The organism is Synechococcus sp. R5-13, assembly GCF_047462015.1.
Lineage (GTDB): Bacteria > Cyanobacteriota > Cyanobacteriia > Thermostichales > Thermostichaceae > Thermostichus.
Genome location: NZ_JANSIL010000055.1, coordinates 1 through 14,275 on the forward strand (window position 1 = coordinate 1; position 14,275 = coordinate 14,275).

At 58.7% G+C, this 14,275-nt stretch carries 15 protein-coding genes; 9 read left to right on the forward strand and 6 right to left on the reverse strand.

From position 1 onward, the window contains the following. Window positions 1–165 precede the first annotated feature (165 nt). Window positions 166–705, forward strand: a complete 540-nt coding sequence (locus NW840_RS04530) for a DUF3611 family protein (protein WP_414332564.1) — start codon at window positions 166–168, stop codon at window positions 703–705. Window positions 706–1,043: 338 nt separating this feature from the next. Here the strand turns inward: NW840_RS04530 and NW840_RS04535 are convergent, their stop codons facing one another. Both NW840_RS04535 and psaK read right to left on the reverse strand, forming a co-directional pair. Then, window positions 1,044–1,181: a photosystem II reaction center protein K gene (locus tag NW840_RS04535; protein WP_414332566.1), complete on the reverse strand. Its 138-nt coding sequence runs from the start codon at window positions 1,179–1,181 to the stop codon at window positions 1,044–1,046. Between the two features lie 121 nt (window positions 1,182–1,302). Further along, window positions 1,303–1,548 carry a photosystem I reaction center subunit PsaK gene (gene psaK, locus NW840_RS04540; RefSeq protein ID WP_011431775.1) on the reverse strand — a complete coding sequence of 82 codons (246 nt, stop codon included), beginning with the start codon at window positions 1,546–1,548 and terminating at the stop codon, window positions 1,303–1,305. A gap of 357 nt (window positions 1,549–1,905) precedes the next feature. On the opposite strand from psaK, the gene NW840_RS04545 reads away from it, so the two are divergent. The 3 genes from NW840_RS04545 (at window position 1,906) to NW840_RS04555 (ending at window position 4,700) form a co-directional block, all read left to right on the forward strand. Beyond that, window positions 1,906–2,877 (forward strand): fatty acid desaturase, encoded by a 972-nt coding sequence (locus tag NW840_RS04545; RefSeq protein ID WP_011431774.1) that lies wholly within the window; start codon window positions 1,906–1,908, stop codon window positions 2,875–2,877. Between the two features lies 1 nt (window position 2,878). After that, a complete protein-coding gene (locus NW840_RS04550; protein ID WP_414342655.1) occupies window positions 2,879–3,760 on the forward strand; it encodes a hypothetical protein in 882 nt (293 codons plus the stop codon). Window positions 3,761–3,830: 70 nt separating this feature from the next. After that, window positions 3,831–4,700 carry an SDH family Clp fold serine proteinase gene (locus tag NW840_RS04555; RefSeq protein WP_414342647.1) on the forward strand — a complete coding sequence of 290 codons (870 nt, stop codon included), beginning with the start codon at window positions 3,831–3,833 and terminating at the stop codon, window positions 4,698–4,700. Here NW840_RS04555 and NW840_RS04560 read toward each other — a convergent pair. Further along, window positions 4,692–5,384, reverse strand: a complete 693-nt coding sequence (locus NW840_RS04560) for a J domain-containing protein (RefSeq protein ID WP_414342648.1) — start codon at window positions 5,382–5,384, stop codon at window positions 4,692–4,694. The genes NW840_RS04555 and NW840_RS04560 overlap by 9 nt on opposite strands. An 84-nt stretch (window positions 5,385–5,468) precedes the next feature. On the opposite strand from NW840_RS04560, the gene NW840_RS04565 reads away from it, so the two are divergent. Further along, complete coding sequence (locus NW840_RS04565) at window positions 5,469–5,762, forward strand: DUF3082 domain-containing protein (RefSeq protein ID WP_011431770.1); 294 nt, start codon at window positions 5,469–5,471, stop codon at window positions 5,760–5,762. 74 nt (window positions 5,763–5,836) lie between these two features. Here the strand turns inward: NW840_RS04565 and sixA are convergent, their stop codons facing one another. From sixA to murA, 3 genes are all read right to left on the reverse strand, one after another. Then, on the reverse strand, window positions 5,837–6,448 hold the full coding sequence (gene sixA / locus NW840_RS04570) for a phosphohistidine phosphatase SixA (RefSeq protein ID WP_414342649.1): 612 nt from the start codon (window positions 6,446–6,448) through the stop codon (window positions 5,837–5,839). 137 nt (window positions 6,449–6,585) lie between these two features. After that, window positions 6,586–8,721: a transglycosylase SLT domain-containing protein gene (locus NW840_RS04575; protein WP_414342650.1), complete on the reverse strand. Its 2,136-nt coding sequence runs from the start codon at window positions 8,719–8,721 to the stop codon at window positions 6,586–6,588. A 185-nt stretch (window positions 8,722–8,906) separates the two neighbouring features. Further along, entirely contained in the window at window positions 8,907–10,223 is a 1,317-nt protein-coding gene (murA, locus tag NW840_RS04580; RefSeq protein WP_414342656.1) for a UDP-N-acetylglucosamine 1-carboxyvinyltransferase, read from the reverse strand. A 345-nt stretch (window positions 10,224–10,568) separates the two neighbouring features. Between murA and NW840_RS04585 the strand changes: the two genes are divergently transcribed. From NW840_RS04585 to NW840_RS04600, 4 genes are all read left to right on the forward strand, one after another. After that, window positions 10,569–11,222 carry a DUF3386 domain-containing protein gene (locus NW840_RS04585; protein WP_414342651.1) on the forward strand — a complete coding sequence of 218 codons (654 nt, stop codon included), beginning with the start codon at window positions 10,569–10,571 and terminating at the stop codon, window positions 11,220–11,222. Between the two features lie 227 nt (window positions 11,223–11,449). Further along, window positions 11,450–12,724 carry a GNAT family N-acetyltransferase gene (locus tag NW840_RS04590; protein WP_414342652.1) on the forward strand — a complete coding sequence of 425 codons (1,275 nt, stop codon included), beginning with the start codon at window positions 11,450–11,452 and terminating at the stop codon, window positions 12,722–12,724. Between the two features lie 48 nt (window positions 12,725–12,772). Further along, on the forward strand, window positions 12,773–13,390 hold the full coding sequence (locus NW840_RS04595) for an Npun_F5749 family FMN-dependent PPOX-type flavoprotein (protein ID WP_414342653.1): 618 nt from the start codon (window positions 12,773–12,775) through the stop codon (window positions 13,388–13,390). A gap of 340 nt (window positions 13,391–13,730) precedes the next feature. Next, window positions 13,731–14,204 (forward strand): hypothetical protein, encoded by a 474-nt coding sequence (locus tag NW840_RS04600; RefSeq protein WP_414342654.1) that lies wholly within the window; start codon window positions 13,731–13,733, stop codon window positions 14,202–14,204. The last annotated feature ends 71 nt before the right edge of the window (window positions 14,205–14,275 follow it).

Here is a 14,275-nt window from a genome sequence, read left to right on the forward strand (position 1 = left end):
CAGACTTTTGGCCGGCAAACCTATATGGAGGAGGGCTTTCCTCCCGACACCAAGCCTGCGGCTATGGTGCAGGCCTCCAGCCCGAAAATTTGGTGACTGGGGCCGGAGAATGAAGATAGGCTGGAAGCGAACGTTGGTGTTCATCCAGGCGAGCGGGGGAAAAAGATGAACGAGCCCATGTCGCCGTCAGTACGGGCGGCTATCGAGCGGATGAAGTCTCGTTTGCGCATGACTCGTCGCTTTGGGTTTTGGTTCCAGGCAATCTTGGGGGCGACGGCGCTGCTGCTGTGGTTTGGCTTTTTAATCGGCCAAAATACCGTCTATCGAGATGACTCGCTGGGGGCTGTCATCGCCTTCTGGTTCACCTTGTTTACATTGCTCACCCTGGCAGCCGGTCTGTTCTTCAACTGGCGCTACTTGCTCCACGCGGAGCGCCGCTCAGCTTCTGCTGATGCCCTAAGCCAATTGGATTTGCCCAAGCAGTTGCAGTTGGTCACCTATGTCAGCCTCATTGGAGCCTTCCTTGCTTTGATTGGTATGGAAGCCCAAGTGGGCGAGCTGTTGGCGCGCATGTTTTCCCGCACCCAGGCCAACCAGGTGACAGGAGTGCTGCTGCTGGCCGCCAACATCAACGTGACGTTTGCCCACTTCGTCTGCTTGGCAGGGGTTCTCTGGATTACCGGTGTCCTCGACCGCGAACCCTAGCGCCGGATCCCTGGCCCACCTTTGGGAGTCATGTGGACAGTGGCGAGACGGCTTGTTGTTTTTATAGTCGTTTACAGTCGTTCCAGTTCAGGGCAAGACACCTGAGCTACTGTTCGCGCTAGCGGGACGGAGTCCTTGAAAGGCCTTCTGGCACGGTGCATTTAACGTTTTAGGCGTGGGTGCAGTGTCCTAGTTTGAATCGAAATGACCATAAATGGGCAAAGCAAAGAGCCCCCAACTTGGGAGATAAGCTGGGGGAAGCCCTTTAGGTTTGCTTGAGTTTTCTCCAGACCACCCAGGCCTTTGAGACCTTTGCGACCTCAGTAAAAGCAATGGCTTTACTTAAAGCCCACTGCCGCTTGCCAGACAAAAGCCAGCAGGAAAAACAGAACAGGGATGATCGGCAAAATGTCGATCAGCGGGTCAAACAATTCATAGCCTTCCGGCAAACTGGCCAGGAGCACCATCGCTGACATAGCAACAAACCTCAGGGGAAAATGCGGCTGAAGAAACTGCTTCTTTCAGAATTAAAATAGAGCTTAACATCATCCAGCAGGGATCCGGACTAAGTTCAAGAAATGTAAAGGAAGTGGCGACCTAGAGAACGCCAATGTTGGAGAGGCCCAAAACGACCCCCACTCCCAACAAATGGCCAAAGCTGGCAACCCCGATGACTTCTGGCCAGGTCATTCCCAGTACCGGCCCAGTCTCTGAGGCCACTCCAGAGGAGGATTTGAAGCTCAAGTAAGCCAGCCCTGTGCAGAGCAGAATGATCACGGCGTTCAGGGGGGACCAGGGGCTGGTTTGAGCGGTCAGAGCCAACAGCGCAACAACAGGCATCATGGTTTCCATCCTCAGCTCAGGTTAACCGACCCTTAGATTACCCCTCCTGCTGGGATCCCCTCGCAATCTGCACATGAATTGCAACAAAACCTCACACTACGGCTTTTCTCCGGCTTCAGGGGCAGTTTGCCGTTGTCGGGATCCTTCAGGAATCCTTGGCCAGGAGAGGAAGGTGCCCCCATGGCTGGGGTTGTGAGGAAAATAAGGCTTGGGCTGAGAAGCTGGGCAGGTCTCTGCCGTATACTAACGAAAGTTAACAAACTTATCTCTTCGATCTCTTTTCGGTGTGATGACTGGGACGCGCTGCCTCGACCCATCCTCTCTGTCTGCACTGTGCGCACCTAAGGATGGCTGCCGATGACTGTTGCTGCTACTGCTGAACCAGCCCAAAAACCTTTCGCATTGCCTCGTGAGCTGTTGGGGCCACCCTCGGAATTTTGGAATCCCACCTTGCTGATGTTTTTGGCTGCGGTGGTGCTTTCGGCCTCTTGCTTTGGCGGGTACGCCTTTTGGCACTGGCCCAAATGGATGGTGTTCTGGCTCAATTTTGTGGCCCTCTATGTTCTGGGCACGGTGATTCACGATGCTTCCCATGGCTCGGCCCACCGCAACCGCTTTCTGAACGAGGCACTCGGACACGGCTCTGCCCTGTTGCAGGGTTTTGTCTATCCCGTCTTTAAGCGGGTACACATGCAGCACCACGCCCACGTCAACCATCCTGAAGACGATCCCGATCACTACGTCTCGACAGGGGGGCCGCTGTGGCTGATCGCGCCGCGGTTTTTCTACCATGAGGTGTTTTTCTTTAAGCGGCAGCTCTGGCGGAAAGGTCGCTGGGATCTGCTGGAGTGGGGCTTGAGTCGGCTGGTGGTTATCCTGACCTTTGGTCTGGCCAGCTACTTCGGCTACACCGACTACATCATGAACTATTGGCTACCCCCTGCCTTTATCATGGGGTTCTTGCTGGGCTTGTTTTTTGACTACCTGCCCCATCGCCCTTTTCAATCCCAAGAGCGGTGGTACAATGCCCGCGTCTATCCCGGATGGCTGACCAACATTCTGCTGTTGGGGCAAAACTATCACCTGATCCACCATCTCTGGCCTTCTGTTCCCTGGTACAAATACCAAGCAGCCTACTGGGCAGCCAAACCTGAGCTGGACGCGCGCAACTGCCAGCAAACGCTGGGGATCTGGGAGAAGGGAGAGTTTTGGGGCTTTTTGTACGATGCTCTGATCGGTCTGCACTGGCACAAGCCCACTTCAGCTCACCCCGCTGCGCCAGCCAATCCAGAATCGGAGGGATCCCCTGCGGATCCACAGCTTGGCTAGCATGGTTTGGCCAACGCTGCAAGTCCCGCAGGTGCTGCTGTTTGTGGAAGCGGCCAGCCTGTTGCAGGACTCTAGCCAGGTTTTGTTGCAGGCCGGTCGGGCAACGGCAGATTTGCCGGAGTTGATTGCAGAAGCGCAGGCGCGGGCCGAAGTCCAGGTGCAGCTCCTTGGGATCCCCGCAGACTTGCGGGCACAGGTGCGAGGGATCCTCAGGTTGACCTCGCCCCAAGAGGTGCTGGCCTACTTGCAGGACTTGCTGGACAGGGGATCTGGCCCGGATTTGGAAGCCTTTTTGGAGCAGGCGGGATCCGCCTCTACAGTGCTGCGCTTCCCCCCCCTGTTGGTGGGGGCTGTGGCTCTGCAGGTGGTGCTGGAGCGGTTGGACTTTTCTCCAGAAGAGCGGGCTGTGGTGCAAGCCCAACGGGATCAATGGGAACAGGCCCTGGCGGAATTGGCCACTCACCACAGGGTTTCCCCAGAGCCGCTCCGGGCCACTGCCGAGACGGTGCTGCGGGCTGCTTCGGCAGAAGAGCTGCTGCAACTGGGTCAGGATCTTTTTCAAGATCTCCAAGATCTCGCTGCTGCCGATTCTGAGCCAGAAGCCGAGCCCCAGGTGGAATTGGCGGGGCCTCTGCTGTTCATGATGGTGGCGGATTACCTGCTGGCCCAAACGGAGTATCCGCTTACCCCGGAGCAGCGGCTGGACTTGCAAACCAATCGCGCCGCGGCAGAAACCCGCTACTTGGCCATGCAAAAGTTGGGCCGCATTGAAAACTTGGCGGAGCAGCAGGCTTATATTCGATCCTGGATTGACCAAGCTTCCGTACCGGATTTGCTGCAGGCTTTGGATCGCTTTTTTGCGGCGTCTGAACCCAACTCGTGAGGCCCAGAGATCACCAAAGGTTTGCTATCCCCTATCCTGGAAGCAAAGGGATCCCACTTGAGGTGCGAAAGTGGACTGGGGCAGCCTGTTCTGGATTTTCCTGATCTTCAGCTCTTTGCAACCTCTGCTGAACCGTCGTGCCCAAGAGTTCCGGCGCTTGATGGCCATTCGGGAGTTGGAGCAAAAGCGGGGCAGCCGGGTGATTCTGCTCATTCACCGCCAGGAGTCGATCAGTTTTTTGGGGATCCCGGTTTCCCGCTACATCAGCATCGAGGACTCCGAGCAGGTGTTGAGGGCGATTCGCCTCACTCCACCCAATACCCCGATTGATTTGATTTTGCATACCCCCGGTGGCCTGGTGCTGGCTACGGAGCAAATTGCCCGCGCCTTGATCCGCCATCCGGCCAAAGTGACAGTGTTTGTGCCCCACTACGCCATGTCGGGGGGGACGATGCTGGCCCTGGCCGCCGACGAAATCGTCATGGATGCCAATGCAGTCCTGGGGCCGGTGGATCCACAGTTGGGGGGGTATGCTGCCGCCAGTATTCTGCAGGTGGTGGCGGATAAACCCATTGCCGAAATCGACGACCAAACCCTGATCCTGGCGGATCTGGCCCGCAAAGCAATGCAACAGGTGCAGAACTTCGTGCGGGATCTCTTGAAGGACGATGTGCCCAAGCGCAAAATTGCCCCTGAACGGATCGAGCCCCTCATCCAGTACCTAACCAGTGGACAAGTTACCCACGACTACCCGATCACTGCCGAAGAAGCCCAAAGGTTGGGCCTGCCCATTTCTACTGAGTTGCCACCCCAAATCTATGCCCTGATGGACTTGTACCCGCAGGCCACCATAGGCCGTCCTTCTGTACAGTACATCCCTATCCCCTATGATCCCCGCCCCGCTCTGCCCAGAGGGGGATCCCGCTCTGGCCTAGGGTGAACTCTTGGCGTAAGCTTCCATGGCTTCCAGGCGCAGCCCTCTTGCCCGGCGAAACAGCTCTTGTCCGGTGTGCAGATGGCGGTCGTCGAAGTTCAGGGGGAAATACTGCAGCTCCTCTAGAGCGTCCTCTAGGTGGTTGAGGGCGTAGTAGAGGCGAGAGGCCACTCCCCCCAAGCTGCTGGGATTGGGAAGGCGCCGAAAGATCTGCTGAGCTTGGGCCAGTTTCTGGCTACACTCTTCCAAATAGGTGGCGAAGGACTCCAACAGGTCGGGATCAAAGGGATCCGCCGCCAAAGCATTCAACTGAGGCTTTAGGGAAGACAACAAGGGCCCCAACACTCGGTTTAGGGGGGTGTAGACCTGTTGGATCCAGGCTGCACGGGCGATGGCTTCGTGGCTGACGGTTTCACGGGGGGATCCCGTCGGCTGGGGGCAGGGTGAGGTGCGGCTGGAGTGCAGTTGCCGATCGTATTCGCGGCGAGATTGGGGATCCTTGAGCACCGCGTAGGCAGCGTTGATCTGGCGGATGCGCTCAGAGGTGGCCCGATCTTTTTTGGCCAGCAGGCTATCGGGATGGTGATACTTGACCAAACGACGGTAGGCGGACTTGATCTCCTCCGCCGTCGCCCCCACGGAAACGCCCAAAACTTCGTAGTGGGATCCCACTCCCGATCCGCTCTCCATAACCCCTAGGCTTGCCGGAAAGAAAAGAAACTTCCACATTGTACCTGCAGCCTAGAATAAAGGTGAGTTTTCCGGTGCTGCCCCATGTCTTCCGCCTCGCCCCAGGGATCCCCCCATCCTTTCAGTGCCCTCTTGGGGGCCGCCATCGCCGTCAGTTTGGGCTACGGGTTCTTTCAACTGCTGCTCTCGATGTTGGCCAAGTTGCCGCCAATTGAGGTGGAGATTGGATCGTTGGCCCGCGGAATCAGCATTCTGGTGCGCTACCTGCTGGTCGGTTCCGTTTCCTTGATCGCGTTTATGTTTGCCCTGGTGGGGCTGGGGCTGGCGGCCTACTTTTTGCAATTGCTGGGCGAGCGGCTGACCTCCTCTCGGCGCTGAAGCTGGGGGCTGTAGGCACAACTTCTGGCTGACCCGTTGGGCGTTTGTGATGAGCCGAACTTGCCGGCAGCTTCTCAGCGCAGCACCACCTTGGGGGAGAGCAACAAAGTCAGGGATCCCTGGCGGTAGTCAATCCGGCCTTCGGCAAAGCGCACTTGGGCTAGGCCCGCTTTTTTGAGGGTGATCGCGTGGGCGTTGGCCGGGTTTAGACCAACAGCCGCTTGTACCCACAGGCTCAGATCCGGCTGGTGACCGACCAGAGCCAAAGACGCCAGAGGTTCCCGCTCTGCTTGCCAGCGCACCAGGTCAGCAAAACTGCCGCCCGGAGCCAGCGGTTCAAACACCTCCACAGCTTCGGCCAGGTTCTCGTCCAAAAAGATCTCAGCCGTCTGCCGAGCCCTCACCAGGGGACTGGTGAGCAGGAGATCCCACCTCCAGCCCATGTTCTTGAGCTGGCGGGCAATCTTGCGGCAGCGCCTGCGACCTTCGTCTGTAAGGGCCCGAAAGGCATCCTCGACTTCTGGCCGGGGTTCCTCGGCTATGCCATGGCGAATAAAATCCACAGCCAGCTCCTGCCGGGCAGCTTGCTTTTCTGCCGCCCCCTGATAGTGCTCCGCACCGCTAACGCGATAGTGCTCCGCACCGCTAACGCAAACGCCCTCCTGTTGTTCAAACCCAGAGACCATAGAACCCCGTCCTGTCAGCGCGAACGGCACTGTCAAATCTTGACTGCCAAATCTTGGAATAACTGTAACTCTCCCAGAATACTGTGGGAAAAAAGCCCACTCCCTCTACGGCAGCACTCCCGCGACAAAACCGGAAGTCATGAAGAAGACGAAGGGTTATGCAGTCGCTGGCTGACCAGAGTGCGCCCCTCCTGGGTGTAGAGCTGCCAGTAGTTCCAGTAGTTGCCAAACACGGACTTCACATAGCCCCGGGTTTCGGGGAAGGGGATCTGCTCCACAAACACGTCCGGATCCCCGAAGCCAAAGCGGTTCAGCCATCTGGCCACGTTGCCGGGGCCACCGTTGTAGCTGGCCAGGGCCAGCAAGGTGTTGTCTTGGTAAGTGCGGTGGGTGTAGTCGAAGTACCAGGATCCCAGGTAGAGATTGTCGGCGGGGTTGGTGAGGCTGTACTGGGCCAGGCCGATCTGCTGGGCAATCCAGCGGCCAGTAGCGGGCATCACCTGCATCAAGCCCAAAGCCCCCGAGGCCGAGACGATCTCCGGCTCAAAGCGGGATTCCTGCCGGATCAAAGCCGCCACCATCAAGGGATTGAGGTTAAATTGCCGTGACCAGTGGGCCAAGCCGGGTTGGGCGTAGGGATCCCCGCTCCAGGAATTGTCTGGGCCGGCATAGTAGTGCAGCGGATAGATGGCCTGCCAGAAATCTTGGCGCTGCCTCAACGTCTCCAGCAGGGGATCCGGCTCTTCGCTGAAGCGCAAAGCAGCCACCTGGTTAATGCCCCGCAGGTGATCTCCGGCGCTGTTGCGCAAAATGCCCGTAACAAAGCGCTCGGCAACGCTCATCTGGCCGGGATCCCGCTGCACGGGAGTTTCGCCCTGCCAGCGTTCCCAGGCCAGTTGGCTGGCTCCCATCAAATGCAGGGTTTGCGTAACTGCAGAGACCCCTGGCAACGGTTGGCGCACCGGCTGAAAATCCACCTCAACCCTTTTGCGCCCGCTGTAGAAATCCCCCACCGGCCAGCCCAGTTGCACTGCCGACCGCCAGCCGTAGTAGGTGTGGGGAAACTGCCGCAGCACCTGCCGATAGGTTTGCCGAGCTGCAGCCACATCCCCCTGCTGTTCCCGCCATTTGCCCGCCCAGTAGAGCAGTTGTGCCCCCATTTCTGTATCCCGCTGAGCAGATCCGATCTGTTGGGCCAGGGCGATGGCTTGGCTGAGATTGCCTGCTTGTGCTTGGCTCCAGGCCACTGTCCAGGCGGCATTGGCTGCAGCTTCGCTGGCCGGAAAGCGATCCCAAAGGGCTTGCCGGGTGGCTTGGGCCGATTGGGGGCTGGCGTTGCGATCGTAAAGCTGGCTGAGGCTGAGCAACGCCTCTGGAGCTTCTTTATCTGAGCCGGATCCCACCTGTCGAAGCAAGTCGATCGCCGTCGGCAGGTCGCTCAGTTCCGCCAAACGGCGGCGGGTGAGAGAAGCCTCTGGCCCATCGGGAAACTGTGCCAGCAGCGCTTGGTAAGCCGCTTTGGCCTGGGGAAACTCCCGCGAGATCTGGTGGCTGCGGCCCCAGCGGTAGAGGTTCTGAGAGGTGGCGGGGGCACGCCCATAGGCCCGGGCAGCTTTGCCGTACTCCCGTTGCTCCCAGTAGGCATCGGCGAGGATCTGCCAGTCGGAAGCCGTGAGGGATCCCTCCTGAGCCTGCCGCCAGCGATCCAGCAGCGGCGTTAGCCCAGGGGTTTGCGGGTGATGTTGGGCCAAATCCCGCAGCAGGTCATAGCGGTCGGGGTTCAGCTCCAGCAAATGCTTGAGGGCACGTCCGGTCAGCGGATGGGTGGGAAATTGCTGCCGCAGCCGATCCACCTGGCCCATCCCCCAGAGGGCATAGGCAGCGACAGGGCTGTGGGGATATTCCTGCAAAATCTTGGGCCACCAGATCCCTTGGGCTGTTTCCTTGTCCTGCAACTGTTCATAGGCTTGGGCCCTGAGCTTCCAAATCTCTTCCCTCAGAACCGGCAGGCTCTCTTCCAGCCCCTGCAAATCCTTCAAGGCAGATTGCGCTTGGCCGGCCTGTAGCGCTGCATAGGCTTGCAGAAAGGCCACTGTGGAAGTTTGAGGCAGTTGCGTCGGATCCCTGCCTTCTCGTGCAGAGGCCACTTCTACGGTTTCTGCCCAGGATGAGGTGTAGAAGCCCCAGACAGCTCCACCCAGAGCCGCTCCTGCTGCCAGCACACCGGCAGCCCATCTTGTCCAGCGTCGTTGGTTACTTGTCAGGATCCCCATGCTTTACCTCCCCACCACCTCTGAACTAAGATACTCAACCCGACTGCGTTGAGCCACCGGACGACTCGATACTTGCAACATGGCTGGAAAGCTCACCCAGCAAGCGGTCGCCGCGCATTGTGGCCAGGCGATAGGCAGGGAGAGATGCAACGATTTCTTCAAACTTCAAACGGCGGTGAAACAGCTCATTTCCCCAATTGCGCTGTCGGGCTTTCGCTGCGGTACACCTTGGCCCCGACACTGCGCAGCTTTTCATCAATGGCTTCATAGCCACGGTCGATGTAGTGCAATCCGTGGATTGTGGAGCAGCCTTCAGCCGCCAGGCCGGCCAGCACCAGGGCTGCACCCGCCCGCAGGTCGGCGGCCACCACCGGAGCGCCGGAAAGAGACGGCACCCCCCGGATCAGGGCCACTCGGTTCTTCAGGCGAATATCGGCTCCCATGCGATTCAGCTCGGGAATGTGGTGCATGCGGTTTTCAAACACCGTCTCCTCAATGGTGCAACTGCCCTCGCTCAAGGCGGCCAAGGCCATGATCGGCGCCTGCACATCGGTGGGGAAACCGGGATAGGGCAGCGTTTGAATATCAGTTGCCTGACACAGCCAGCCTGAGCTCAGTTGAGCTGGGGCAATGCGCAACCGGTTTGGGCCCTCTTCTTCCACCCGCAGCCCCATCGCTTGCAACTTGGCGATCACCGCCCGCAGATGATCGGGAATGACAGGGCCAACCGTGAGGTGAGAGCGGGTAATGGCCCCGGCAATGAGATAGGTGCTGGCCTCGATGCGGTCGGGAATGACCGTGTACTCTGTTCCATGCAAGCGGGGCACCCCTACCACCACAACCGTATTGGTGCCGACACCGCGAATGCGGGCCCCCATGGCTTGACAAAAACGGGCTAGATCCGCCACCTCCGGCTCTTGGGCGGCGTTCTCGATCACCGTTTCTCCATCCGCCAGCGTAGCGGCCATCATCAAGGTCTCGGTGGCACCGACGCTGGGATAGTCCAGGTAAATACGGGTTCCCAACAGTTTACGGGCATAGGCATGAACCACCCCATGCTCGATTTGGACCGTTGCCCCCAAGGCTTGTAGACCCCGCACATGCAGATCCACAGGACGAGACCCGATCGCACAGCCGCCGGGCAAGGGAACTCTGGCCACCCCCAGCCGCGCCAACAGAGGCCCTATGATGAAAAAGCTGGCCCGCAACTGGCTGACCAATTCATAGGGAGCTTGAGAGGTTTTCAGGGAGCTGGCATCCAGGTCCAGGGTATTGCCAACATGGGAAACCTTAACTCCCAGCGTGGCCAGGATCTGTCCCATGCGTTCAATGTCCAGCAGACGGGGCACATTGTGAATTCGACAAGCCTCAGGAGCCAAGATGGCCCCGGCCATCAGCGCCAAGGCAGAGTTTTTTGCCCCGCCAATAGGGATGTGGCCACTCAGGGTCTGCTTGCCAATGATTTTCAGCACTGGCCCCATCATCTCTGGCGCGGTTGCCATGCCGGTCTGGGGCGGCGTCAGGCCAGGCTCTAGGGGATCCGCCCCGCTGACGCGATTGTCAAAACCTTTCAATCTCCCTCCTCACCCACAAAAAATAGGCGAACCCTTCTCAGAGAATACTCTGGGGATCACAGCAGCGGCTAAACTCGCAAGCCAAATTGGGTGTGAGGAAGAAGTTCCCATGGCTGTGCTTCTATCCTGCAGCAGCGGACAGGGGAGCGGCTAGGCCAGTTCACCAGATGCAGGCTCTCAGCGAAGGCAACTGGGGGGCAGCCCAACAGCAGGGGGCGGTATGATGGATGCTCAGGGGAAGTGCTTGCAAGGAAAACAGGAAGGAGACAGCCGATGATCGCCACTCAAGTCTCTGCCCAAGAGTTGTTTCGGGCCGCCTATGAAAACCGCTACACCTGGGATCCCGCTTTCCCAGGCTACAGCGCCGAGGTCAGCTATTGGGATGGGGAGCGCACATTCGTTGGGCAGGTGCGAGTGGGAGCAGACCTAAAGGCCACTGTTACCGGCGTAGAAGATGAGGAAGCTCGAAAAGCCATTCACAACCAACTCTGGGAGATTGCCATTCACCGGGTGCGCCGCAGCTTCGACGAGACCCATGGGAACAACACCTTCCGCTATGGCCAAACCCTGCCCGATGGCACAGTGGAGATCCTGGTGGGGGGCAAAGCAGAAGGGGATCGCTACCACGTGCGCGATAACCAGGTTACCATGGTGCACCGGCATATCCACGGAGTGGTGGTTACCATCCACACCTTCAGCAGCCACGATACCGGCGAAGGCTATCTTTCCCACCGCTACGATTCCGTCTATCACGATCCCCAAACGGGCGAGCAAAAAGGCGGGCGCAGCCAATTCGAGGATCTGTACACAAAAGTGGGCAAGTATTACATCCTCTCGGAGCGGCGTATCCAGACGGAGACGGAAACCGGCCCTGTGGAGAAGCGCTTCACCTTCAGCAACTTGACCTTGCTGGACACTGGGGCGTGAGCGACCCGGCATTGCTCTCTGCGGGGTAGGGAGCCAGCTCTCCCGTTCGTCACTGTTGGGCAGCTACCGGGAGGCTGAGTTCACGCCCTTCTTGGCGGCCAAGCCTTTCTCGATAACGGGAAAGCCGATCTGTAGGCTTTCAAGCTTTGTTGCAGAACGATCCTCCCGGTTAGAAAAAGCAAGAGAGCCTGAGCTATGCTTTGAATATTCTCCCGCCTGCGATTGGCATGGACAACACCACAGCAAGACCCGACCCGGATGCCGAAGCCCCCATTGGTGCCTCTGACCTGATCATTCGCCCCGCCCAACTGGGGGATCTGGAGGCTGTGGAAGAGATTTTGGCGCAAGCCTTTGATGAAGAGTACGGCAGCCGCTCGGTGGATATTCGTCGCCAAGTGCGGCGGTTGCGCCAGTGGTATGGGCCCCTGAAAACCCTGACCCTGTTTCCCAATCGCTTCCAGCACATGTTTACAGTGCATGTGGCGGAGCTGAAGGGCAAGATTCAGGGAGTGATTCAGGTTTCTCCCTTCAACCATTCCCGCAGCACCTGGCGGGTCGATCATATCGCAGTGGCGCCCTCTGCCCAGCGCCAGGGGGTGGGATCCCGGCTGCTCAAGCACTGCATGGAGCACTTTCGGGAAGCTCGCACCTGGATCCTGGAGGTGAACATCCACAACAAGGGGGCAATGGCGCTCTACCGGCGCAACGGCTTCCAACCCTTGGCTCAGATCACCTACTGGTCGATTCCAGCCGATATTCTGGCAGCTCTCAGCCAGCACGAGCCCAAATTGCCCAACCTGGTGCCGGTGACCAACCGGGATGCCTATGCCATCTACCAACTGGATACGGGATCCATGCCCGCCAATGTGCGCCAGGTGTACGACCGCGAGGTGAACGATTTTCGCACCAACCCACTGGATTGGCTTTTGGAGCAGGCCAAATGCGCCATTAGCCAGACGGAGCGGGTGGAAGTGTGTGTTTACGAGCCCGAACGCAAAACCGCCATCGGCTACTTCAACTTGAAGTTGGATCGCACCGGGCAGCAACCTCATGTGGCCAAGCTTACGGTTCACCCTGCCTACACTTGGCTTTACCCCGAACTCATGGCCAAGATGGCCCAGCTTACTCAGGCTCATCCGCCGCAATCTCTGGCCTTGGCCTCCACCGATTACCAGCCGGAACGGGAGGAGTTCTTGCTGAAGCTGGGAGCCCAGGATGTAGAGCGGACGTTGCTGATGTCGCGTTCGGTGTGGCACAAAATCCGCGAAAGCCGCTTCTTTAGCTGGGATAGCGCCTATCTCAACGCGGTGTTGCGGGGATTGCAGGTGAAGCAGCCGGTGCCGGAGCGGTTTGAGGGGCCGCCGGAGGGCTGGGTAGAGCACCACTTTCATCCCATTAGCCCAACCGAGCCAGATCCCAGCTCTGGTCGCGTCAGCGGTGTGGAGTCTTCACCAGGGCTCTCCAGAGACTCCCAATCTGAGGCTTCTCCACCCCCTAGCTAAGGGAGAGAGAGCCCCAATCCTGGCTTGCTTGCACCTTGCGAAAAACGGATGAAAGACCCGAAGGGCAATTCTACTGCGGATCCCTCTTGGCGGGCGCTGATTCAGGCGGCACTGCACCGGAACCGTAGCGATCCTGGTGTGCGGTATTTGCAATTGGCCACGGTGGATCCCCAGGGGCATCCGCGCAACCGCACGGTCGTTTTCCGGGGGTTTTTGGGCGATACCGACCGCATTCAATTGGCGGTGGATAGTCGCAGCGAGAAGATCCGACAAATTGCCCACTGCCCCCAAGCCCAGATCTGCTGGTATTTCTGCAAAACCCGCGAGCAATTCCGCATCGCTGGCACCCTTGAGGCCATCGCCGCCGATCATCCGGATCCCCAGGCTCAGCGCCAGCGGCAGCAGTTGTGGCAACAGATATCGGAAAAAGGACGGCTCCTCTGGTTTTGGCCGGAACCCAAAGGGCCGCTCGCCCCGCCAGAGGCTTTTATTCAAGAGTTGCCGAAAGAGAAAGATCTGCTGCCTCCGCAGACCTTTGTGGCTTTACTGCTGGAGCCAACGGAGGTGGATCACCTACAGCTTAAGGGGGATCAGATCTATCCCCAATTGCGGACAGTGTACGAACGTACCTCCCAAGGGTGGCAGCGTCGGGCTGTGAATCCCTAAAAGGGATCCAAACTTGCTTAGCCTGGTCTGGAGTGGGGGATCCCTTATTCCTTGTTCCTCCAAAGCACAGGGAATAGAGGAATGGACGTGTTAACGTAGCTGAACGATCGTGTTCTGCACGGTGGGGGCGTTACCCTCTGATGGAACTCTGTACGCGTATGGCTGGTCTATCAGGGGTAGGGCAGCAGTTGATGCCTTTTGTCTAACTCGACACGTATCACTTTGGCTTGCAGTGGTCTCGATGTGCGTCTTGATCTGCTCATTCGCTCAGGCTGTTGCCTCTTTTTTCGCCGGCGGCCCATTGCTGAACAGAGCTTTGAGGGGCAAGGGATCCCTAGTGTTGTCTGCCGCTCTGGTTGGGGTAGGGGTTCTCGTGCAGGGATTGAGGGCACAGACTCTGGAGAAACCGACGCTGAAAGCCTTGGAGGATTCCGTTGAGGGGAATGTTGTCCCTGTTCTGCCCTCAGAACCTGCCTTGCCCCCCCAGGCTGTCCCCACCTCCGCCCGTACGGGACCCTTTCGGGTCGGCAATCGCACGCCCCATCCGGTTCGGCTGGTGATCTTGATGCGCAGCGGCGAACGGATGATCAATCCGGAAACGGCCCACTGGGACTTTGCCCCTGGAGAAGGGGGCAGCGAAGGATTGCTGCTGAGCTTGGGAGAAGAACCGCTGCAAATCGGCCCCGGAGACATTGTGGTGGCTTTCGCCCTGGATGGAACCCGCCGCTATTGGGGGCCCAATGTGGTGGGAGAGTCTCTGGCCCCGTTTTGGGATGGGGAGAGCGGCTCCTGGTCGATGATCTTGCAGCCTTAGGGTGCTGATACATTTACGCTGAACACTGCTGAACATCACTGTTCAACTATGCAGCGATAGCATTCTGTTTG

Excerpts from the sequence above, each read along its gene's own strand:
- NW840_RS04535 (WP_414332566.1), bottom strand. The coding sequence starts at position 1,181 with ATGTCAGCGATGGTGCTCCTGGCCAGTTTGCCGGAAGGCTATGAATTG.
- psaK (WP_011431775.1), bottom strand. The coding sequence starts at position 1,548 with ATGATGCCTGTTGTTGCGCTGTTGGCTCTGACCGCTCAAACCAGCCCC.
- NW840_RS04545 (WP_011431774.1), top strand. The coding sequence starts at position 1,906 with ATGACTGTTGCTGCTACTGCTGAACCAGCCCAAAAACCTTTCGCATTG.
- NW840_RS04530 (WP_414332564.1), top strand. The coding sequence starts at position 166 with ATGAACGAGCCCATGTCGCCGTCAGTACGGGCGGCTATCGAGCGGATG.
- NW840_RS04550 (WP_414342655.1), top strand. The coding sequence starts at position 2,879 with ATGGTTTGGCCAACGCTGCAAGTCCCGCAGGTGCTGCTGTTTGTGGAA.
- NW840_RS04560 (WP_414342648.1), bottom strand. The coding sequence starts at position 5,384 with ATGGAGAGCGGATCGGGAGTGGGATCCCACTACGAAGTTTTGGGCGTT.
- sixA (WP_414342649.1), bottom strand. The coding sequence starts at position 6,448 with ATGGTCTCTGGGTTTGAACAACAGGAGGGCGTTTGCGTTAGCGGTGCG.
- NW840_RS04585 (WP_414342651.1), top strand. The coding sequence starts at position 10,569 with ATGATCGCCACTCAAGTCTCTGCCCAAGAGTTGTTTCGGGCCGCCTAT.
- NW840_RS04575 (WP_414342650.1), bottom strand. The coding sequence starts at position 8,721 with ATGGGGATCCTGACAAGTAACCAACGACGCTGGACAAGATGGGCTGCC.
- NW840_RS04565 (WP_011431770.1), top strand. The coding sequence starts at position 5,469 with ATGTCTTCCGCCTCGCCCCAGGGATCCCCCCATCCTTTCAGTGCCCTC.
- NW840_RS04590 (WP_414342652.1), top strand. The coding sequence starts at position 11,450 with ATGGACAACACCACAGCAAGACCCGACCCGGATGCCGAAGCCCCCATT.
- NW840_RS04595 (WP_414342653.1), top strand. The coding sequence starts at position 12,773 with ATGAAAGACCCGAAGGGCAATTCTACTGCGGATCCCTCTTGGCGGGCG.
- murA (WP_414342656.1), bottom strand. The coding sequence starts at position 10,223 with ATGGCAACCGCGCCAGAGATGATGGGGCCAGTGCTGAAAATCATTGGC.